Source organism: Vulcanococcus limneticus LL, from assembly GCF_943369875.1.
Lineage (GTDB): Bacteria > Cyanobacteriota > Cyanobacteriia > PCC-6307 > Cyanobiaceae > Vulcanococcus > Vulcanococcus limneticus_A.
Map to the genome: position 1 here is coordinate 136824 of NZ_CALROT020000002.1, position 20632 is coordinate 157455.

At 71.2% G+C, this 20632-nt stretch carries 18 protein-coding genes; 8 read left to right on the plus strand and 10 right to left on the minus strand.

Translation table 11 applies throughout. The annotated features are described in order from the left end of the window. The first annotated feature begins 284 nt into the window (after positions 1-284). A complete protein-coding gene (locus tag ACLV7J_RS03330; protein ID WP_411867708.1) occupies positions 285-701 on the plus strand; it encodes an AbrB family transcriptional regulator in 417 nt (138 codons plus the stop codon). Here the strand turns inward: ACLV7J_RS03330 and ACLV7J_RS03335 are convergent. Both ACLV7J_RS03335 and ACLV7J_RS03340 read right to left on the minus strand, forming a co-directional pair. Continuing rightward, a complete protein-coding gene (locus tag ACLV7J_RS03335) occupies positions 690-1334 on the minus strand; it encodes an HdeD family acid-resistance protein (protein ID WP_411867709.1) in 645 nt (214 codons plus the stop codon). The two genes, ACLV7J_RS03330 and ACLV7J_RS03335, sit on opposite strands and share 12 nt — an antisense overlap. A gap of 89 nt (positions 1335-1423) precedes the next feature. After that, positions 1424-2110: a riboflavin synthase gene (locus ACLV7J_RS03340; RefSeq protein ID WP_411867893.1), complete on the minus strand. Its 687-nt coding sequence runs from the start codon at positions 2108-2110 to the stop codon at positions 1424-1426. Positions 2111-2165: 55 nt separating this feature from the next. On the opposite strand from ACLV7J_RS03340, the gene ACLV7J_RS03345 reads away from it, so the two are divergent. Together ACLV7J_RS03345 and ACLV7J_RS03350 are read left to right on the plus strand one after the other, a co-directional pair. Further along, positions 2166-2777: a bifunctional nuclease family protein gene (locus ACLV7J_RS03345; protein ID WP_411867710.1), complete on the plus strand. Its 612-nt coding sequence runs from the start codon at positions 2166-2168 to the stop codon at positions 2775-2777. Positions 2778-2829: 52 nt separating this feature from the next. After that, a complete protein-coding gene (locus tag ACLV7J_RS03350; RefSeq protein WP_411867894.1) occupies positions 2830-4020 on the plus strand; it encodes an aldo/keto reductase in 1191 nt (396 codons plus the stop codon). A 34-nt stretch (positions 4021-4054) separates the two neighbouring features. Here ACLV7J_RS03350 and ACLV7J_RS03355 read toward each other — a convergent pair whose 3' ends face one another. The 6 genes from ACLV7J_RS03355 to topA form a co-directional block, all read right to left on the minus strand. Further along, the gene (locus tag ACLV7J_RS03355) at positions 4055-5158 is read right to left on the minus strand and encodes a hypothetical protein (RefSeq protein WP_411867711.1); all 1104 of its coding nucleotides are present in this window, start codon (positions 5156-5158) and stop codon (positions 4055-4057) included. A 98-nt stretch (positions 5159-5256) separates the two neighbouring features. Further along, positions 5257-5754: a hypothetical protein gene (locus ACLV7J_RS03360; protein WP_411867712.1), complete on the minus strand. Its 498-nt coding sequence runs from the start codon at positions 5752-5754 to the stop codon at positions 5257-5259. Positions 5755-5962: 208 nt separating this feature from the next. Continuing rightward, positions 5963-7129 (minus strand): nicotinate mononucleotide-dependent phosphoribosyltransferase CobT, encoded by a 1167-nt coding sequence (gene cobT, locus ACLV7J_RS03365; protein WP_411867713.1) that lies wholly within the window; start codon positions 7127-7129, stop codon positions 5963-5965. 5 nt (positions 7130-7134) lie between these two features. Continuing rightward, complete coding sequence (locus tag ACLV7J_RS03370; RefSeq protein ID WP_411867714.1) at positions 7135-7800, minus strand: DUF2232 domain-containing protein; 666 nt, start codon at positions 7798-7800, stop codon at positions 7135-7137. Between the two features lie 8 nt (positions 7801-7808). Beyond that, positions 7809-8324, minus strand: a complete 516-nt coding sequence (locus ACLV7J_RS03375; RefSeq protein WP_411867715.1) for a hypothetical protein — start codon at positions 8322-8324, stop codon at positions 7809-7811. Positions 8325-8425: 101 nt separating this feature from the next. Further along, a complete protein-coding gene (gene topA, locus ACLV7J_RS03380; protein ID WP_411867716.1) occupies positions 8426-11194 on the minus strand; it encodes a type I DNA topoisomerase in 2769 nt (922 codons plus the stop codon). 158 nt (positions 11195-11352) lie between these two features. Between topA and ACLV7J_RS03385 the strand changes: the two genes are divergently transcribed. After that, positions 11353-12918: an NAD(P)H-quinone oxidoreductase subunit N gene (locus ACLV7J_RS03385; RefSeq protein WP_411867895.1), complete on the plus strand. Its 1566-nt coding sequence runs from the start codon at positions 11353-11355 to the stop codon at positions 12916-12918. Positions 12919-12964: 46 nt separating this feature from the next. Beyond that, on the plus strand, positions 12965-13669 hold the full coding sequence (locus tag ACLV7J_RS03390; protein ID WP_411867717.1) for an ABC transporter ATP-binding protein: 705 nt from the start codon (positions 12965-12967) through the stop codon (positions 13667-13669). Between the two features lie 13 nt (positions 13670-13682). Here the strand turns inward: ACLV7J_RS03390 and ACLV7J_RS03395 are convergent, their stop codons facing one another. Continuing rightward, positions 13683-14618, minus strand: a complete 936-nt coding sequence (locus ACLV7J_RS03395; protein WP_411867896.1) for a M23 family metallopeptidase — start codon at positions 14616-14618, stop codon at positions 13683-13685. 266 nt (positions 14619-14884) lie between these two features. After that, positions 14885-15640 (minus strand): biotin--[acetyl-CoA-carboxylase] ligase, encoded by a 756-nt coding sequence (locus ACLV7J_RS03400; protein WP_411867718.1) that lies wholly within the window; start codon positions 15638-15640, stop codon positions 14885-14887. A 116-nt stretch (positions 15641-15756) separates the two neighbouring features. Between ACLV7J_RS03400 and ACLV7J_RS03405 the strand changes: the two genes are divergently transcribed. Genes ACLV7J_RS03405 through ACLV7J_RS03415 form a run of 3 tightly spaced genes read left to right on the plus strand, consistent with a single transcriptional unit; the run spans position 15757 to position 20626 of the window. Beyond that, on the plus strand, positions 15757-16515 hold the full coding sequence (locus ACLV7J_RS03405; protein ID WP_411867719.1) for a peptidylprolyl isomerase: 759 nt from the start codon (positions 15757-15759) through the stop codon (positions 16513-16515). Continuing rightward, positions 16512-19463 carry an ABC transporter transmembrane domain-containing protein gene (locus ACLV7J_RS03410; RefSeq protein WP_411867720.1) on the plus strand — a complete coding sequence of 984 codons (2952 nt, stop codon included), beginning with the start codon at positions 16512-16514 and terminating at the stop codon, positions 19461-19463. The genes ACLV7J_RS03405 and ACLV7J_RS03410 overlap by 4 nt, the downstream gene beginning before the upstream one ends. Then, positions 19463-20626 (plus strand): HlyD family secretion protein, encoded by a 1164-nt coding sequence (locus tag ACLV7J_RS03415; protein WP_411867721.1) that lies wholly within the window; start codon positions 19463-19465, stop codon positions 20624-20626. Before ACLV7J_RS03410 ends, ACLV7J_RS03415 begins: the two co-directional genes overlap by 1 nt. Positions 20627-20632: the final 6 nt, after the last annotated feature.

Here is a 20632-nt window from a genome sequence, read left to right on the forward strand (position 1 = left end):
ACCCATCAGCCCTGGTCGGAGCCATCTCCGCGGACCAAGCCTCCCTGGCCGTTCTGAGCGAGCCAGGCCGGTTGCGCTTGGGGCCATTGCCACCAGGCACTGCACCTGAGGTGCGCGAGTGGTGCCATGGACCCCGCCAGTTTCGATGGGTGAGCCAGCACACCAAGAGCACCTTTGAGGGGAATCCCCCCTTGCCCGGCTTCACAAAACCTCGGCACAATTACCGCGTTGCAGCACCAGGGCCAGCGGCGATGGCAGAAGAGAAGCAGGGGCCCAGGGGCGGCATGCTGGAAGGGAAAGCCCTGCTTGAGAAGGCACGGTCCCTGAGCAATCGTCCGGAGGACCAGATCGCCAAGGCCTGCGGCTATGTGGGCCCGAGTGGACGCATCCTCAAGAAGAGCTTCTACCGGGCCCTGGTGGAAGCCAAGGGCTATGCCCTGCCCTCGAGTACGGCCGTGGCCGGCGCCAGCAAGGGCCGCCAGGCCGAATTCCGCACGCGGGTTCACGGCAACGGCAACCTGCTGATCGGCCACGCCTACACCCGCCGCCTGGGCCTGGAGCCCGGCCAGGAATTCCGGATCGAGATCCACCGGGAAACGGGCGCCATCTGGCTGCTGCCGCTGGAGGGCCGAGGCCATGGCGACGGCTCCGAGGCCGAAGCCAGCGAGGCCGACGGAGCGGGGGACGACTCAGCGCTCTGAGCGGCCCTCTCCGCCGTGGAAGGCGGCGCTGAACAGCAGCAGGTCGATGCCGCTGAACAGGAAGCTGATCCCTACCAGGATCCCCAGCACCGAGAGCAGCCCGGCGGGGTTCATGGTCACGATCAGCAGGCCGAGGGCGATGGTCACCGCGCCGTTGGCCAGACCCCAGCCCCAGCCGGCGGTCTCGCGGTGGGAGAGGGCCACGATCGCGGTCACGACGCCCTCCACCAGGAACACCACGCCGATGGCGAAGGCCAGGCTGGCCACCTGCCGGGCCGCTGGCACCACGCCCGCTCCGAAGCCGCGCAGGATCCAGAAGCCTGTCACCACGAACAGGGTGGACACCACCAGCCGCAGGAAGGTGTGCACCCGGCTGAGGCGGCGTGAGCGGTTGAGGTTGTTGACCCAGCCGACGATGCCGCCCAGCAGGAAGGCGATCGCCACCACCACGGTGAGGCCCGCCGAGGCCAGCACTGGGAACAGCAATGCGATCACGCCGAGGGCGAGCAGCAGGATGCCCTCGGCGATGGTGAAGCTGCGCAGGGCGCTCAGCTCCGCGGAGGCACGACCCAGGGGCCCGGGGGATTCGCCGTCGGAGGGGCTGGGGCCGGCGCTCGGAGGGGTGGCGGTCATGGGTCGGGATGGTCACCGCGAACGCCCGGACCCTAGGCAGCGCCACCGGAGCCGTCAGCCTCTGGCCACTGGCCCGAGAGCCAGAGCCGTCAGCCCCAGCCGTGCTCGGCGAGCCAGGCGGCGCTGATCCCTCCACCGCCGGGCCCATCGGCGGCCCCTGGGCCGTGGCCTGCGGCAGCCCCGGCGCTCAGCAGCCGCTCGGTGTACTTGGCCAGCAGGTCCGCCTCCAGGTTCACCGCATCGCCCACCGCCCGCTGGCAGAGGCTGGTGCTGGCCCAGGTGTGGGGGATCACGGCGATCCAGAAGTCGGCGCCATCGGCGCTGCAGCCCGCCACCGTGAGGCTGATGCCATCCACGGCCACGCTGGCCTTCTCGCAGATGTAGCGGCCATAGGCGGGATCGCGCCAGCGCAGGGCCAGGCGCCAGGAGGCGGGCTGCTGTTCGATCGCCGTCACCGTGCCCAGGCCATCCACGTGGCCGCTCACCAGGTGGCCGCCGAGGCGATCGGCGAGCCGCAGGGCCGGCTCCAGGTTCACCCAGCCGCGCCGCTCGGCCTTGGCCGCCAGGGTGGTGCGGCCCAGGGTCTCCTCGCTCACATCGGCCCGAAAGCCGCTGGGCAGCCGTTCGGCCACGGTGAGGCACACCCCGTCCACCGCCACGCTGTCGCCCAGGGCCAGGCCGGCCGGATCGAGCCCGGAACCGGGCGCCAGGCGCAGCTCTACCCCGCTGGCGCTGCGCTGCAACTGGCCCACGGCCTGCACCAGTCCGGTGAACATCCGCGCGTCGGCAACGGTGGCCATAATCGGGCAGAGGGCAGCGGCGGCGAGGGCCATGGTCGAGATGCGCGTAGCCGGAATCGCCCTGGACGCGGCCAGCCGCAGCCCGATCGTGCTGCTGCGCGACCCCTCCGGCCGCCGCCAGGTGCCCATCTGGATCGACCAGGCCCAGGCCCAGAACATCATGGCCGGCCTCAGCGACCAGGTCCCGCCCCGGCCCCTCAGCCACGACCTGATGGCCAACCTGATGGCCGTGGGCGGGCTCACCCTGGAGCGGGTGATCGTCCACACCATCGAGGACAGCACCTTCCGGGCCGTGCTCAAGCTCACGGATTCCGAGGGCACCGCCAGCGAGCTGGACGCCCGCCCCAGCGACGCCATCGCCCTGGCCCTGCGCACCGGCAGCGGCATCTGGATGCTGGAGGAGGTGGTGGCCGACGCCTCAATCCCCGTGGATGCCGAGGCCGACGCCGAGGACGCCGCCGACTTCCGCCGCTTCCTCGACGGCGTCAGCCCGGCGGAGCTGGTGCGCCAGATCGCCAAGGCCCACCCGGACATGGCCGCAGCCGCCGAGGGTCCCGCCGCCCCGGCGCCGGACGGCGAGCCTCCGGCGGCCGAGGAGCCCGGCAGCGGCGAGGAGCCTCCGGCGGAGCCCCCCGCTGGCTGAGCTGCGCCCCTTCGGCCGGGGGCGGCCGGTGTCGCCCTTCACCCTGGGCACGATGCGCGCCCTCGACAGCCCCGCCCAGCTGGCGGGAGTGCTGGAGGCGGCGATCGCGGCCGGCATCAACCACATCGAAACCGCCCCGGCCTACGGCCCCGCCGAGGCCTACCTGGGCCAGGCCCTGGCGGCCCTGGCGGAGCGCGACCCCAGCGCCCGAAGCGCCCTGGTGCTCACCAGCAAGCTGCTGCCCGGCCCCGATCTGGCCAGCGGCCAGGAGCAGCTGCGCGCCTGCCTGCGGCGTCTGGGGGTGGCCCGGCTCGACAACCTGGCCGTCCACGGCCTCAACCGCCCAGACCACCTCGACTGGGCCCTGCGGGGCCCCGGCGCCGAGCTGCTGGCCTGGGCCGAGGGGGAGGGGCTGGCCGGCCAGGTGGGCTTCTCCAGCCACGGCAGCCCGGAGCTGATCGCGGCGGCCCTGGCCAGCGGCCGCTTCGGCTTCGCCAGCCTGCACGTGCACCTGTTCGACCAGAGCCGCCTGCCCCTGGCCCGCGCCGCCCTGGCGGCCGGCATGGGCGTGCTGGCCATCTCCCCCGCCGACAAGGGTGGCCGCCTCTACGACCCACCCGCCGAGCTGGTGGCCGACTGCGCCCCGTTCCACCCCCTGGAGCTGGCCTACCGCTTTTTGCTGGAGCAGGGGATCTCCACCCTGAGCCTGGGGGCGGCCCAGCCGGGCGATCTGGCCTGGGCCGCCCGCCTCACGGCCGCCCCCGGCCACCACGGCCCGCCGAGCCCCCCGGCTCCCGCGCCGGAAGCCTCGGCCGCGACGCCAGCCGGCCCTGACCCAGGGGAGGCGGAGGTCCTGGCAGGAGCAGCCCCGGCCGCCACGCCTGAGCCAGACCTTCCGATCGCGGGCGCCCTGGAGCGCCTGGCCGCCGCCGGACGCGGGCGGCTGGGGGCCGAGGCCTGCGGCCAGTGCCGCGCCTGCCTGCCCTGCCCCAGCGAGGTGCCGATCCCGGAGCTGCTGCGGCTGCGCAACCTCGCCGTCGGCCACGGCATGACCGCCTTCGCCCAGGAGCGCTACAACCTGATCGGCCGGGCCGGCCACTGGTGGGAGGAGCGCAACGCCACGGCCTGCGCCGGCTGCAACGCCTGCCTGCCCCGCTGCCCCCACCAGCTGCCGATCCCCGCCCTGCTCGCCGACACCCACCGCCGCCTGGCCGCGGCGCCGCGGCGGCGTCTCTGGGGCTAGCGATCCGGCCTGCTGGCGGTGGCGCCGGCCGGCGTCAGATGGCCGTGGCGTCCCAGAGCTGTTGCCAGCGCTGGCGCTGCTCGGGCGTGAACGGGGCCAGGCTGCTGCAGCGCTCCAGCAGCGCCGCCGGCGGCAGCAGCAGCTCCCGCAGCGGCTCGGGCCAGCGGGCCAGGGCCGGCGCCAGCCGCTGCCGCGGCAGGGGCGGCACCCAGCCGCCGGCCAGCAGCCGATCCAGCAGGGGCAGGCTCAGGCCATCGGCCAGCCACTCCAGGGGCGGCGGCGGCGCCACCTGGCCTGGCCCCACGGCGGGGCGCAGCAGCAGCTGCCACCACAGGGGCGCGCCGCTCTGGGGCAGCAGGGCGGTGAGGCGCGGATCGCGGCGCAGCAGCGGCAGCACCTGGTGGCTGGGCAGCACGGCCGCCTCGGCATCGCCCGCCAGCAGCAGGTTGAGACCGTCGCGCTCATCGAAGGCCAGGGCCTGGGCCCGCAGCCGGCGCAGCCAGGCGCTCAGACGCGGATCCTCAAGGGCGGCGGCATCGGCCGCGGGATCGGCCGTGCCACGGGCAGCGCCAGAGCCCTGGACCAGCACCGGCGGCTGCAGGCCCAGCTGGTGCAGCCCCAGGGCGATCACCAGCCGTGGGCTGGAGGGCAGCAGCACCCGGCCCCGCAGGCTGGGATCGAGCAGCAGGTCCCAGCCCTCGGCGCGGCGCCGGGCCAGGTCCGGGCGGCTGCGCAGCAGCAGCAACCAGGGGCCGAAGGCCCAGGGGAAGGCCAGGGCCGGCGACCCCTGGGGCCGGAACAGCCGACTGACCGGAGCGGCCATGGGATCGAGATCCGCCAGCAGGCGCTCGGCCCCGAAGGGCTGCAGGGCTTCGGAGGCCAGCAGCGGCGCCCAGCCATCGCCCAGGGCCAGCAGGGCAGAGTCGGGACGGCCAGCGGCGGCGAGCACGGCCTGGGGCGTCTCCAGGAGTTGGGGTCGCCAGGGCTTCGGCAGCGCCTTGAGCCAGGCCGGCGGCAGGGACCCCCGCACCGCCAACAGCTGCGGGCCCGAGCGGCCGCAGCCGGCCAGCAGTCCCAGGCCACCGAAGGCCGCGGCCTGCAGCAGCTGGCGTCGGGAGAGGGAAGCGGGCAAGGCCATGGCGCGACCCTAGGCGTGGGGCACCCGGCGGCCGCCGGGCGTGCCGCCGAGGGAAACCATGCGGCGCCGGGGGCGCCTCGCGCCGCCGGCAGGCGGCGTCAGCCGTTGCAGCCCTGCACGGAGATGCGGTAGCTGAAGCCCAGGGCACCGGGCTGGGTGCTGGAGCCGATGCGGAAGTTCATCAGGCTGGTGCGGCGGCCGGGCACCGTGGGGAACGGCCCGAACATGCGCCCCGTTCCCTGGGGCGGAGAGAGCGTCACGTCGAACAGGCGCAGGCTGGCGCCATCGGTGAAGCGCATGTAGCCCCGCACCGGGTAGGTGGCCTGGTCGGTGGAGGTGGCCGTGAAGAAGAAGCGGTAGCTGGTGAAGGGGCGATCGACGACGAAATCGGTGTTCCAGTTCGTGCGGCCCAGCAGCCGATCGGGCCCGACCCGCTTGGACACGACAGGATCGCCGCTGCCGCCGACGGGCATCAGGAAGCTGCACTGGGGCTGAGCCTGGGCGGCGAGCGGACTGGCCAGGCCCAGCAGCAGGGCCAGGGACCAGCCGGCGGCCCGTGGGGGAGCGATCAGCCGAGATGGACGGGGCAGGGTCATGGGCTCGAACGCCGTCGCCGAGGGGTGCGCGGAGCGTAGGGCCCAGCCGCGGATTCGCCGAACCGAACGGGATGGTCCTGGATCGCACGGTCCCGGATCGCCCTGGCAGCGAACGCCCCACGGGCACGGGGGGCGGCGTGGCGGGACCGGCAGGAACGAGGCCCACGGCGGCCGTCCGCCTGGACTGCGCTGGAGCCGGGGGCCTGGATCAGGCCCGATCGGCCTGCAGCAGCTCGGCGCAGGCCCGATCGCAGGCCGAGGCGAGGGCCTGGGGCGAGCGGCCCAGCAGTTCCCAGAGCAGGGCCAGCCCGCCGGCCCCGACCCCCTCCTTCACGTAACCGCGCTCGTAGTCGCGCAGCTCGGCCCTGGCGCAGTCGCCGAAACGCAGGCCCGCGGCGAAGGCCAGGGGCTCGACGGACCAACGGGCGCCGATCTGCTCCAGCAGGGCCACCAGGTCGCTGCCGGCCTCGCCCGCCACCCAGGCGGTGGTGCCGATCGCCACGGACGCCGCCAGCCGGGACCGCTGCTCCGGCGCGGCCAGGGCCAGGGCCAGGGCCAGCACCGCCGCCATCTGGCTGCCGCCCGCCAGCAGCACCGGCACGCCGCGGCGGCCCGCCTCCAGGGCCAGGGCCGCAGCCAGCACCTGCATCGGATCCCCTACCGCGGCCAGCACCGCCCGGACATGCTCCCGCCGCTCGGGGATCGGCCCCTGAGGGACCCCCGGTTCAGAAGCCAGACCGGCGGCCGCCAGGCCCCGGGCCACCAGCTCGGCCTTGAGGGCGTGGGCGGGCGTCCGCAGGCTGCCGCTCACCAGCCCCTGCACCGGCAGGCCGAGGCCGGTCAGCACCGCCTGGGCCGTGGTGGTGCCGCCGGGCACGCATTCCGCCAGCAGCAGGGGCCGGTCGGCCTGGTGCGCCAGGCGCTCCCCCCAGCGGCGCCCCAGCGCCAGCAGGGCCTCCACCCGCTGGGGCTCCAGGGCCCGGCCGCCGCTGAGGCAGCGGGCCGGGCCGCCGGCCAGGCGCAGGTGGGGGACGGCCGGCGCCACCGGCGCCCCCAGGTCCAGCACCAGGGGCTCGAGGCCCAGCTGCGCCACCACCACCTGGGCGATCAGCGCCGGGGTGACCCCGGCCGGCAGGGGCGGCAGGGCGTGGGGGCGCCGGGCGCCGGGGCCGAGCAGCAGCAGCTCGGCGTCGGCGGCGGCGGTCCAGCGGCGCGATTCGGGGGTGGCGCCGGCGGCGGAGATGCCCGCCACCGCCGCGGTCTCGGTGCCGGCCAGCAGCAGCAGCACCCGGGCGGAGCCGCCCGTGGCCGCCAGCTGGGCGCACCAGGCCTCGGCCCGCTGGGGATCGCCGCTGAGCCGGCGCGGCAGGGCCATGGGCCTCAGAGCGGATCGAGGGCCACCAGGCCCCGCAGCAACTCCGGGGGCTCACTGATGGGGGCCTGCAGGCGCGGGAAAATCCAGTAGGCCACGGCGTGCAGGGCCAGCACGTAGACCAGGTTCTGCACCAGCACGAGCGCCAGGGCCGCCAGCTGCACCTGCAGCAGATCCGGACCGCCGCCCAGCTGCAGCAACCCGGCCAGGCGATCCAGCAGACCGGAGGCGGCGGTGGTGATCAGCACCCAGAGGTTCTCGCCCACCAGCACCGAGAGCACGGCCACCCGCACCAGGAAGCCCGCCGCGCCGATCAGCAGGCCCACCCCCCAGGTGAGCCACCAGCTCCAGCGCCGCCGCCAGCCCCAGCCCAGCCACAGGGCCAGCAGGCCATAGGGGAACAGCACCAGGGGCCCGCGGATCGGCCCCATCAGGGCCACCAGCAGCAGCCCCGTCACGGCCACGCCCTCCACGGCGCAGCGGTCGTTCTGGCGCAGGGCCAGCAGGGCCAGCGGCAGCGGCAGGGCCAGGCGGAACAGGGCGCCTCCCACGGGCAGGTAGTAGAGGGCCACCCAGAGCAGGGCGGTGGCGGCGGCGAGGTAGGCCGTTTCGGTGAGCTGGCGGGCCTGGCGGCGGCTGAGGCGGGCCGGGGACTGGGAGGAGGGGGGCGTCATGGCGCGGCTCAGCGGGGCGCCGGCGCTGGGGTGAGCACGGGGGCCGGCTGGGCCGCAGCGGCGGGGGCCGCCGTGCTGCCGGCGGGGGGGATGCGCTCGATCGTCTCCACCTCGAAGCTCACGCCGGCGGCCCGCAGGGCCCGGGTCACCGCTTCAGCCGGGGCGGAGGGATCGGCGCCGGGCAGCTTGATCGTGACCCGGTAGGGCGCGGGGCTGAGGGGCTGGGCCCTGGGGGGGGCGGACGGACCGGCCGCCGCAGTGGGCTGCCCGCTGGCCGCTGCCTTGGTGGCCGTAGTGGCGCCCGCCGACCTGGCGGTGGTCGCGGGGTCCTGCCCAGCCCCAGGGGCGGGCCTGACGCCAGCCGTGGCGCCACTCGCAGAAGCCCCCGGACTCAGCCCAGCAGCCCCGGAGCCGGCGGGGGCCTGGGGGGAGGGCGCAGGAGTCCCGGAGCTGGAGAAGCTGCGGGCGAGCTGATCGCCGAAGCGGGTGCCGCTGCAGCCAGCCAGCAGCAGGCTCAGGCCCACGGCGGCGGCCCCGCTCCAGCCCCATCCCCTAACTGGGAGTTCACGCCCGGGCCAGCCAGGGCCGCCAGAGCGTCGGGGGGACCGGGCGGCGGCGGACGCCATCAGCTGCCCGCGGGCTTGATCACCCGCACGGCGCTGGCCCGCAGCCGGCCGGTCTTGGTGGTGGCGGGGGCCTTCTTGGCGGCGGGCTTGTCGGCAGCAGCGCGGGTGCCGGTGGTCTTGGCGGCCGCCTTCTTGGCCGTGGTGCCGGCCGTCTTGCTGGCCGTGGCTTTGCCGGCGGCGGGCTTACGCCCCTTGCCCTTGCCACTGGCGGCCTTGGCGGCCAGCAGCTCCACCGCCTGCTCCAGGGTGATCGTGTCGGCGGTGGCGCCCTCCGGCAGGGAGGCGTTGACCTTGCCCTGCTTCACGTAGAGCCCGTAGGGGCCATCGAACAGCTGGATCGCCTCGCCATCCCCCTCGGGGGTGCCCAGGTCCTTGAGGGCGGTGCGGCCGCCGCGGCCCTTCTTGGGCATGGCCAGCAGCTCCAGGGCGCGGCTCAGGCCCACCATCAGCACGTCGTCCTCGGCCTTGAGGGAGCGGTAGTCCTTCTCGCCCTTGCCCTTGTGGTGCACCACATAGGGACCGAAGCGGCCCAGGCCGGCCTCCACCTTGCCGCCGTCCGGGTGCTCACCCAGGTGCCGCGGCAGCCGCAGCAGGCCGAGGGCATCCTCGAGGCTGAGGTCCTCCGGCTTGACGCCCTTGGGCAGGGAGGCGCGCTTGGGCTTGGGGTTGTCGTCGCTCACCTGGCCCCGCTGCACGTAGGGGCCGTACTGGCCGAACAGCAGGTACACCAGATCGCCCGTTTCCGGGTCTTCGCCCAGGGATTCGGGGCCCTCGGCCTTCTGCTTGAGGATCAGCTCCGCCTTCTCCGCATCGAGATCGGCCGGGGTGATCTCCTGGGGCAGGGTGGCCTTGAGCAGTTCCTCGCTGCCGTCGTCGGCGACGCGCTTGGTTTCGAGATAGGCGCCGAAGCGGCCGATGCGCACCACGCAGGGCAGGCCCTCCAGCTCGATCGTGCGCGAGGCGGTGGGGTCAATGTCGCCCTCGCGCTGCTGCACCTGGGTTTCCAGCCCCTGCTCGCCCCTGTAGAAGCTCTCCAGATAGGGCAGCCACGACACCTTGCCGTGGGAGATCTCATCGAGGGTGTTCTCCATCCGGGCGGTGAAGCTGGTGTCCACCAGGTCCGGGAAGTGCTCCTCCAGCAGGGCCGTCACGGCGAAGGCCGTGAAGCTGGGGGTGAGGGCGTTGTTGGCCAGGGTGGCGTAGCCCCGGTCGACGATCGTGCCGATGATCGAGGCGTAGGTGGAGGGACGGCCGATGCCCTCCTTCTCCAGCATCTTCACCAGGGCCGCCTCGCTGTAGCGGGCCGGCGGCTGGGTCTGGTGGCCGAGGGCCTCCACCGCCTGGCAGGCCGGGCTGTCGCCCGCTTTCAGGGAGGGCAACAGCACCTCCTGGCCCTCCAGGGCGGCATCGGGGTCGTCGGAGCCCTCCACGTAGGCGCGGAAGAAGCCGGCGAAGTCGATGCGCTTGCCGGAGGCGCGGAAGCTGGCGGGGCCCAGGCTGCCGCCATCCACCTGCAGCTCCACCGCCAGCATCGTGAGCCGGGCATCGGCCATCTGGCTGGCCACCGTGCGCTTCCAGATCAGCTCGTAGAGGGCCAGATCCTTCTCCTTGAGGCCGGTCTCATTGGGCGTGCGGAAGCGCTCGCCGGCGGGGCGGATCGCCTCGTGGGCCTCCTGGGCGTTGCGGGCCTTGGTGGAGAACTGGCGCGGACCGGGGCTCAGGTAGTCCTGGCCGTATTTCTCGGCCACGCAGCTGCGGGCCGCCGTGATCGCCTGATCGCTCAGGTGCACCGAGTCGGTGCGCATGTAGGTGATGAAGCCGCGCTCGTACAGCCCCTGGGCCGTGCGCATGGTCTCGCGGGCCGAGAGCCGCAGCTTGCGGTTGGCCTCCTGCTGCAGGGTGCTGGTGGTGAAGGGCGGCACCGGCTTGCGCACGGTGGGCTTCTCCTCCACCTCCGCCACCCGCCAGGGGGCGCCCTGCACGGCGGCCTGGAGCGTGCGGGCCTCGGCCTCGCTCAGCAGCTTCACCTTGCTGCCGGCCTTGAGGGCACCGGTGCTCTCATCGAAGTCGGCGCCGCCGGCGATGCGCTCGCCCTTGAGGTGGGTGAGCTTGGCCTCGAAGCCGGCGCCCGCCTGCTCCAGCCGGGCCTTGAGGTCCCAGTAGCTGCCGCTGCGGAAGGCGCGGCGGGCCCGCTCGCGCTGCACCAGCAGCCGCACCGCCACCGACTGCACCCGGCCGGCCGAGAGGCCCCAGGCCACCTTCTTCCACAGCAGCGGCGAGAGGGTGTAGCCCACCAGCCGGTCCAGGATTCGGCGGGTCTCCTGGGCGTGGACCAGCTGCATGTCCAGCTCGCGGGTCTGCTCCAGGGCGCGGCCGATCGCCTCCTTGGTGATCTCGTGGAACACCATCCGCTTGACCGGCACCTTGGGGGCCAGCAGCTGCAGCAGGTGCCAGCTGATGCTCTCGCCCTCGCGGTCTTCGTCCGTGGCCAGCAGCAGCTGGTCGGCGCCCTTGAGGGCGTCCTTGAGTTCCTTCACCACCTTTTTCTTGTCCTTCGGCACCACGTAGAGCGGCTCGAAGTTGTTGGCGGTGTTGACACCGAGGTTGGCCCACTTCTCGCCCTTGTGGGCCGCGGGGATCTCGCTGGCGTTGTTCGGCAGGTCGCGCACGTGGCCCATGGAGGCCTCCACCTTGAAGTCCTTCGGAAGGAACCCGCGGATGGTGCGGGCCTTCGTGGGGCTCTCGACGATGACCAGGGTGTGCGCCACAGGCAGGCGGAAAACCGGTTCCCTCTTTATCGCACCGTGCGCCCGACGCGGCGAGGCCGGCCGCAGCGGACCACGCCCAGGCCACCGCCCCAGCCCGACCAATCCGCCCCGGGAGCGCCGCTACAGTCCGCAGCGACGGGCGATCTCCCCAAGCCGTGATGACCCTGGTAGCCGCCGCAGACCCCAGCACCGCGGTGACCGCCATCACCTCGCTGCAGCTCAATGCCGGCGCCATTGCCCCCGAGGGGGCCGTACTGATCGCGATGCTGGCCTGCCTGCTGGTGGACCTGGCCGGCGAGAAGGCCGCCAGCCGCTGGGTGCCCCCCATCTGCTACGGCGGCCTCGGCGCTGCCCTGGTGCTGCTGGCGCTGCAGTGGAACGCCAGCCCGCTGGAGCCCGCGTTCCTGGGCTCCTTCCTCGCCGACAACCTCGCCATCGCCTTCCGGGGCGTGGTGGCGGCCTCCACGCTGCTCTCGCTGCTGATCAGCTGGCGCTACGTGGAACAGAGCGGCACGCCGGTGGGCGAATACGCCGCGATCCTGCTGGCCGCCACGCTCGGCGCCATGTTCCTGTGCGGCTCCACCGATCTGGTGAGCATCTTCGTGTCGCTGGAAACCCTCTCGGTGGCCAGCTACCTGCTCTCGGGCTACATGAAGCGCGACGCGCGCAGCTCCGAGGCCGCCCTCAAATATCTGCTGGTGGGCTCCGCCGCCGCGGCCGTGTTCCTCTACGGCGCCTCGCTGCTCTACGGCCTCACCGGCGGTGCCACCAGCCTGGAGGCCGTGGGCCTGGCGCTGCAGACCAGCACCACCCCCGTGGCGGCCCTGGCCCTGGTGTTCGTGCTGGCCACCGTGGCCTTCAAGATCGCCGCCGTGCCCTTCCACCAGTGGACGCCCGACGTCTATGAGGGCTCCCCCACCCCGGTGGTGGCCTTCCTCTCGGTGGGCTCCAAGGCGGCCGGCTTTGCCCTGGCCCTGCGCATCCTGGTGGGCTGCTTCGAGGGCTTCGAGACCCAGTGGAAGCTGCTGTTCACCGTGCTGGCGATCCTCAGCATGGTGCTGGGCAACGTGGTGGCCCTGGCCCAGACCTCGATGAAGCGGATGCTGGCCTACAGCTCCATCGGCCAGGCCGGCTTCGTGATGATCGGTCTGGTGTGCGGCACCGAGGACGGCTACGCCGCGATGGTGCTCTACATGGCGGCCTACCTGTTCATGAACCTGGGGGCCTTCGCCTGCATCATCCTGTTCTCCCTGCGCACCGGCAGTGATCGCATCTCCGACTACGCCGGCCTCTACCAGAAGGATCCGCTGATCACCCTGGGCCTGAGCCTGTGCCTGCTGTCCCTGGGCGGCATCCCGCCGATGCTGGGCTTCTTCGGCAAGATCTACCTGTTCTTTGCCGGCTGGGCCGATCACCAGTACCTGCTGGTGGTGGTGGGCCTGGTGACCTCTGTGGTGTCGATCTACTACTACATCTCGGTGATCAAGATGATGGTGGTGAAGGAGCCCCAGGAGGCCTCGGATGTGGTCAAGGCCTATCCCACTCCCAGCTGGAACATCGCCGGCCTGCAGCCCCTGCGCACCGCCCTGATCACCTGCGTGGTGGTGACCGCCGTGGGCGGCATCCTCTCCAACCCTCTGTTCAACTGGGCCAGCGGCGCCGTCGCCGGCACGCCGATGCTGCAGAGGGTGCTGGCCGCCAGCGCCGCCCTGCCGATCGGATGAGCGCCCTGCAGCGCGCAATAGCAGGCTCCACCCCATGCCCCACGCCATGAGCGAACCGGTCGCGCTGCTGGAGAACGTGCGCAAGACCTACGGCAGCGGCGACACCGAGGTGGTGGCCCTCGACGACCTCTGCCTGAGCGTGCGCCGGGGCGAATACCTGGCGGTGATGGGCACCTCCGGCTCCGGCAAGAGCACGGCCATGAACATCCTGGGCTGCCTGGATCGCCCCAGCAGCGGCCGCTACCGGCTCAACGGCACCGCCGTGGAGCTGCTCAGCGACGACGAGCTGGCGGACCTGCGCAACCAGGAGCTGGGCTTCGTGTTCCAGCAGTTCCACCTGCTGCCCGAGCTCTCGGCCCTGGAGAACGTGATGCTGCCGATGATCTACGCGGGGGTGCCGCTGGAGGAACGGCACGAGCGGGCCACCGCGGCCCTGCAGCGGGTGGGCCTGGGCCAGCGGCTGCAGAACAAGCCCAACCAGCTCTCGGGCGGTCAGCAGCAGCGGGTGGCGGTGGCGCGGGCGATCATCAACCAGCCCAACCTGCTGCTCGCCGACGAACCCACCGGCGCCCTGGATTCCAGCACCACGAAGGAGGTGCTGGACCTGTTCGATGAGCTGCACCACTCCGGCATGACCGTGCTGCTGGTGACCCACGAACACGACGTGGCCGACCGGGCCCAGCGGGTGGTGCAGTTCCAGGACGGCCACATCATCGGCGACCGGCCCGGCAAGGCTGCCCTGCCGGCGTGAATCGCCGCGGCGGTCAGCCCGCCTTGGTGGTTGCCGGCCTGGGGCGCTCCAGGCTCTGCAGCAGCTGACCCATCAGCAGGGCCACCGCATCGGAGCCGGCCACGCCCTTGCCCGGATCCAGCTCGCCCGGATCGATCGCCACCCAGCCGCCGTCGGCGGGCTGGCGCAGCTCGAAGTGCAGGTGGGGCCCGGTGCTGAGGCCCGTGCTGCCCACCCGGCCGATCACCTCGCCCTGGCGCACCCGCGCCCCCTCCTGCACGTAGAGCTCGGAGAGGTGGCCGTAGAGGGTGCGGCGCAGGGGGTGCTGGTGCTCGATCTCGATGGCCAGGCCGTAGCCCCCTGCCAGGCCACTGCTCACGACCCGCCCGCCCAGGGCAGCCACGACGGGCGTGCCCTCGGGAGCCGCCAGGTCGCGGCCGGCATGCATCAGCCAGCTGCCCAGCACCGGATGCAGGCGCCAGCCGAAGCTGCTGGTGGTGAGGGCCGAGCCGATCACCGGAAACAGCAGCCGTCGGTTGCCGTTGCCCAGGATCGGCGCCGGCCGCGGCGTCACCCGGAACACGGAGGCCAGGCTGAAGTTGCCGCCGCTGCCGGCCAGCAGCGCCGACACGGGCACCGTGATCGGCGGCAGGGGCATGCCGTCGGCACCGAGGCGGGTGCCCCCGAGCAGCGCCTCGCCGTCACGCTCCTCGCCGCTGCCGGCGCGACCGCGCCAGCGCACGGCCAGGCCGGAGCGGCATTCCTGGCTCGAGAGGGCACCGCTGCGGCAGGCCTGCTGCTGGGCCAGGGCCTCGATCGGGCTGAGGGCCGAACCGTTGCGGATACGGGCCCGCTCGCCGGGGGTGACGATCCCCTGGCGCACCAGCTCATCGAGCGACTGATCAAAGCGACGCGGCGGCGGTGTGCCGCCGAGCTGGTCGAGGTTGGGGCGCAGCGGCGGCCTCTCCATGGCAGCCGGTGGCACCACCAGGGGGCCCTGGCCGGCGGTGCCGGCACTCCCGGCCCCCGCAGCCGGGGAGGCCGGGGGCGGCGGGGCCGGCAGGGCGGGAGCCGGTGGGGGCGTCAGGGCCGGGGCGGGAGGGGCCGCCGCCGGCCCGGCCCCCTCCAGCTGGGCCCAGGCCAGGCCGCCCCCCAGCAGTGGCGGGATCCCCAGCAGCAGGGTCAGCAGGCGGGGGCGTGGCACCGGGGCAGGCAGGCGATGGGGTGGCAGCAACTCTAGAAATGCCGGTGCAGGGCGTCACGGCGCTGGCCCTGGCCCAGGGCCAGGCTGCCGTCGGCGTTGAGGCCCAGCACCTGCCACAGCTCGCCCCGGTGACGCACCGGCCCGGGCGGCAGCCACAGCCGCCGCTGGGCCTGACGCCGAACCAGCTCCGGCGCCCCCGCCGCGGCTACCGCCCACTCCAGGGCCCGCAGCACGCGGGCCGCCAGGCGCTCCGGCCGCGCCTGGGGATGGTGACGCCGGCTGGGCCCTGGCGCGGGCTGCCGGCAGGCCAGGGCCTGCGCCAGGCTGATGCCCTCGGGCGGCACGCGGTTGCAGCCGTTGATCCCGAGGCCCACCTGGGCCCCGAGGATCCGATCGCCGCGCCAGCGCAGCCGCGGCAGCATCCCGGCGAGCTTGCGGCCCTCCAGCAGCAGGTCGTTGGGCCACTTGATCTGGGGCCGCAGGCCCAGGGGCTCCAGCTGCAGGGCCAGCCCCACGGCCACCGCCAGGGCCAGGGAGGCCGATCCCTGGGGCTGCTCGGGCCAGGGCAGTGCCGCACTCAGCCACACCCCGCCGGGCGGGGAGCACCAGAGCCGCCCGGCCTGGCCGTGGCCGCGGGTCTGGCGGCGGGCGATCACGGCCAGGGGGGCCGATGCCCCGCCGCGCAGCAGGCGATCGAGTTCAAGCTGTGTGGTGGCACACACCGGAACGTGATGCACATCCCAGGAGAGGAGCAACGGTGTACCCCCATCTCTGGCTGCCCGCAGCATTTGCCCCTTCAACGTTTTCGCAACAAAGAAACAACCCCTGATGCCCTGTGATCAGGCGGACCCAAGGCCTATTCTGGCCAGGACAACTCCTGGGCGACGCCCATCTCCAGTCGCCTGTGACCAGCCCAACCGACGCCGCCACGCTGAGCCCAGAGCTGGTGGCACTGCTGGCTCGCCACAGCCTTCTGCAGCCACTCCTACGCCAGCAGTTGATCGATTCGGCCACGGCCGACGTCGAACTGAGCCCGGAGGAACAGCAACAGGCACTGCAGCGCTTTGCCCACGAACGCCAACTGCGCAGCGGCGAGGATCTGGAGCGCTACCGGCTGCAGCAGCTGCTTTCGCCTGAGGCCCTCAACCGCCAGATCCAGCAGCCAATGCGGGTGTTGCGCCATTGCCAGTTGCACTTCCGTGCCAAGGCCGAGGCGCGCTTTCTGGAGCGCAAGACCCAGCTCGATCGTGTGGTCTACAGCCTGCTGCGGCTGCAGGATCCCCACCTGGCCCGGGAGCTGTTTCTCCAGATCGAGGAAGGAGAAGCCGACTTCGGCGACCTGGCGGCCGTCCATGCAGAGGGGCCGGAAAAGGCCACCCGGGGCGTGATCGGCCCGGTGCCGCTCACCCAGGCCCATCCCCAGCTGGCGAATCGGCTGCGCACCGCCAAGCCCGGGCAGGTGCTTGAACCCTTCGCCATCGAGTCCTGGTGGCTGGTGGTACGGCTGGAATCCCTCACCGCAGCCAGTTTTGACGACGCCACCGCACTGCAGATGAGCCAGGAGCTCTTCGAGCAGTGGCTGAAGGAAGCGGTAGAGCGGCAGCTTGCCGCCCTGCGGGAGCCGCTGTCCGTCCCCTCCCCTGCCTCGACCCCCAGCGCATGACCAGCCCCATTCCGATGCACGAGGCCCTGCTGGAGCATCCCGCCTTCGCTGACTTGACGGGTCGAGGGCGCGCCAGGCTGGAGGAGCAGGCCAGCCGCCGCACAGTGGCCCTGGGGACGCCCCTCTGCCGCGATGGGCTGATCCCCAGTGAGGTGGTGCTCATCGGCTCAGGCGATGCCCGGCTGCTGATCCGCGACGGCGGCCGCCTGCGCACCGCCGAGCGCCTGGGTGCGGGGAGCTTCGTTGGCCTGGCCTCGCTGTTGCGGGCCGCCCCCTGCGAGGAGATCAGCGCCGCCAGCGCCATGGAGCTCTGGGTGTTGCCCGATGCCCTGGTACTGGAGCTGCTGGAGGGGGAACCCAGCTTTGCCGCCTGGTGTCAGAGCACCCTTCTCCCCGGCGAGCTGCAGGCCCTGTTGCAGCTGCTGCAGGAGCGACATCCCCAAGCCGAGGGATCCCTGCTCGACTGGCTGGGGCAGGTCCGGCCCAGTGCCCGGCTGATCGCGGCGAAGGCCAGCGTCTTGGCCAATCTGTCTCCGGACGAGGCAGTGCTGGTGGGCAGCAACAACCTTGAAGCCCACCCCATCGGCTCACGCCTCGACCCCAGCGCTGGGGTCCCTACGAGCCTGCCGCCGCTGCCGCCCCGGCTGATCGTGATGCCGGAGCAGCTGCTGCTGCCCCCCTCACTCCAGCCAAGGGGCGCCGTGGTGAAATCGGCTCTGGTGGGGCCTGAGGTCGCCCCAAGTGGTAGCTCCGGCCTCAGTGGCCCCCTGGCCACGGGTCTGGATCTGGGCCAGCGCGACCGCCCCGCGCTCCAGCTGTTGCGGGGCCAAGGCCCCCTGGAGGAAACCCTGGCCTGTTTCCAGATGCTGGCCGCTGAACTGCGGCTGCCCTTCCGCCGCGATGCCATCGAGAAGATCCTGAGGGATGCGCTGCGCCGCGGTCAGACCCCCGACCTCCAGCTCTGCGGCAACATTGCCGCGATGATGGGCCTGCACGTGAGTGGCGTGCGGGTGCCGGCCAACCAGGGCACCCGACTGCAGACCCCAGCACTGATCCCCTGGCAAGGCGGTTTCGCCCTGGTGCGCGCCTCAACGGCGAGGGGAATGCGTCTGGCATCCCCCAGGGAGGGCTGGGTGGAGCTGGCCCCGGCCGCCATCGCCGAGGCCTTCCCCGAAGGCATCGAACTTCTGCTGATCGAACGCAGCAGCAGCACCCCCGATCAGCGCTTCGGCTTCAGCTGGTTCTGGCCAGCCCTGAGCCGCTATCGCGGCGTGCTGATCCAGGTGCTGCTGGCCTCCTTCGTCGTGCAGCTGTTCAGCCTGGCCAACCCCCTGTTGATCCAGGTGATCATCGACAAGGTGATCAGCCAGCGCAGTCTGGACACGCTGCAGGTGCTGGGCATTGCCCTGGTGGTGGTGACGCTGATGGAGGGGCTGATCGGAGCCCTGCGCACCTTCCTGTTCACCGAAACCACCAACCGCATTGACCTGCGCCTTGGCTCCGAAGTAATTGATCATCTGCTGCGGCTGCCGCTCAACTATTTCGACAGGCGACCCGTGGGTGAACTGGGCACGCGCATCGCCGAGCTGGAGAAGATCCGCAACTTCCTCACTGGCCAGGCTCTCACCACATTGCTGGATACCGCCTTCTCAGTGATCTACATCCTGGTGATGGTGCTCTACAGCTGGCTGCTCACCCTGATTGCCCTCTCTGTCCTGCCCATCCAGGTGGGCCTCACACTGCTGGGGGCACCCCTGTTCCGCCGTCAATACCGCGATGCTGCCCAAGAGAATGCCCGCACCCAGAGCCATCTGGTGGAGGTGCTGACGGGAATCCAGACCGTCAAAGCTCAGAACGTGGAGATGATCAGCCGCTGGAAATGGCAGGACCTCTACAGCAAGTATATTGCCCGAACATTCGAAAAGACGATCACCGGCACGGCCCTCAATGAAACCTCCCAGGTTCTGCAGAAGCTGTCACAGCTGATGGTGCTGTGGGTTGGCGCCACCCTGGTCCTCAAGGGAGAGATGAGCCTGGGGCAGTTGATCGCGTTCCGCATCATCTCCGGCTATGTCACCCAGCCATTGCTTCGTCTCTCCGGCATCTGGCAGAGCATCCAGGAATTGAAGGTTTCGTTCGAGCGGCTGGCCGACGTGGTCGACACTCCCGAAGAATCCGATGAGGCCGATAAGCAGAAAATCCCCCTGCCACCAGTTCTGGGAGACGTGCGGTTTGAAGACGTGTGCTTCAGCTTCAGTCCCAACACCACCCAAGTGCTGCGCCACGTGGATCTATCGATCCCCGCCGGCACCTTCGTTGGAGTGGTCGGCCAAAGCGGCAGCGGCAAGAGCACCCTCACCAAGATGCTCTCCCGACTCTATGCGCCCCAATCCGGCCGCATTCTGGTGGACAACTACGACATCGGCAAGGTGGAGCTCTATTCGCTTCGCCGCCAGATTGGCATCGTCCCCCAGGAGCCCCTGCTGTTCTCCGGTTCCGTCGCTGAAAACATCGCCCTCACCGATCCCGATGCGAGCAGCGAAGCGATCGTGGAAGCGGCCAGGCTGGCCTGTGCCCACGACTTCATCATGGAATTACCTTCCGGATACAGCACCAACGTGGGCGAACGTGGCGCCAGCATCTCCGGCGGGCAGCGTCAGCGATTGGCGATCGCACGGACCCTACTGAGTCGACCACGCTTGCTGATTCTCGATGAGGCCACCAGCGCGCTTGATTACGACACCGAGCGCAGGCTCTGCGAGAACCTGCTCGACAATCTGCAGCACTGCACCGTGTTCTTCATCACCCACAGACTCTCGACTATCCGCCGTGCTGATCGCATCGTGATGCTGCACGAGGGAGCTGTCGTGGAAACGGGAAGCCACGACGAGCTCATCGCCCAACGGGGTCGCTACTACGCCCTTTATCGCCAGCAGGAGTCCATTTGATGTCTGTGTTCCGCAAGCCAGGCGCCATCGTCAAGGCAGCCCAGACCAGCATCGAACGGCGAGTACAGACCAGTCACCAGGAGATGGGGCTTCAGCAGTCACGCTTCCTGGCCAGGGCCGTGACCTGGGCACTGATCAGCACCACGGGCCTGGGTCTGGCCTGGCTGGCGCTTGCCCAGACGGAGGAAGTGGTGGTGGCACCCGGCAAATTACAGCCGATCGGCGATGTGAAGGTGGTGCAGATGCCAGTGGGCGGTGTGCTCGACACCATGCTGGTGAAAGATGGCGAGCGAGTGAAGAAGGGGCAGGTGTTACTGAGGCTCGACAACGAGGCCACGCTGGATCGCCAGCAAAGCACCCTCAAGACCATCAGCGCCAAGCAGCAGCAACTCAAGCTCAAGGAGATCGAGTTGCAGCGCTACCTCAGCCTCAACGACACGGAACAACAGGTGCTTCGGCGCAATCTGCAGCTGGAGGCACAGATCCTCAACCGACTGGAATCGCTACAGAAAGTGGGAGCCTCAGCTGAGCTCCAATACCTTCAACAGCGCAACAAAGTGCGCGAAGTAGAAGGAGATCTGTCCAAGGTTTCCGTAGACCGACTGCGCCAGAGCGCGATCCTTGAGCAAGCCCTGCAGCAGCTCAAGGGAGAACTGGCCGAGCTGCGCAGCAAGCTGACCGAACTGCAGGTGAACATCCGCTACCAGGATGTGCGATCCCCAGTTGATGGGGTGGTGTTCGATCTCAAGCCCACAGGCCCTGGATTTGTGGCCCAGGGCAGCGAACCGGTAATGAAGATCGTTCCTTACGACGCGCTGCAGGCCAAGGTGGAAATTCCAAGTAGCGACATCGGCTTCGTGCGGGTGGGCAAGCCAGTGGAGATCAGCATCGACTCCTTTCCAGCCAGTGATTTCGGCGTGGTGGAGGGCACGCTCAAAGGCATCGGCTCCGATGCTCTGCCACCCGATGAACGGCACCAGAACTATCGCTTCCCAGCGACCGTGAGCCTCAACTCCCAGCAGTTGAAGCTGAAGAACGGCAAGATCCTGCCCCTGCAGGTGGGCATGTCGCTGACGGCCAACATCAAACTGCGCAAGGTGACCTACCTGCAGCTGCTGCTTGGAGGCTTCAAGGACAAGACCGACTCGCTCAAGCAGATCTGAAGGGCC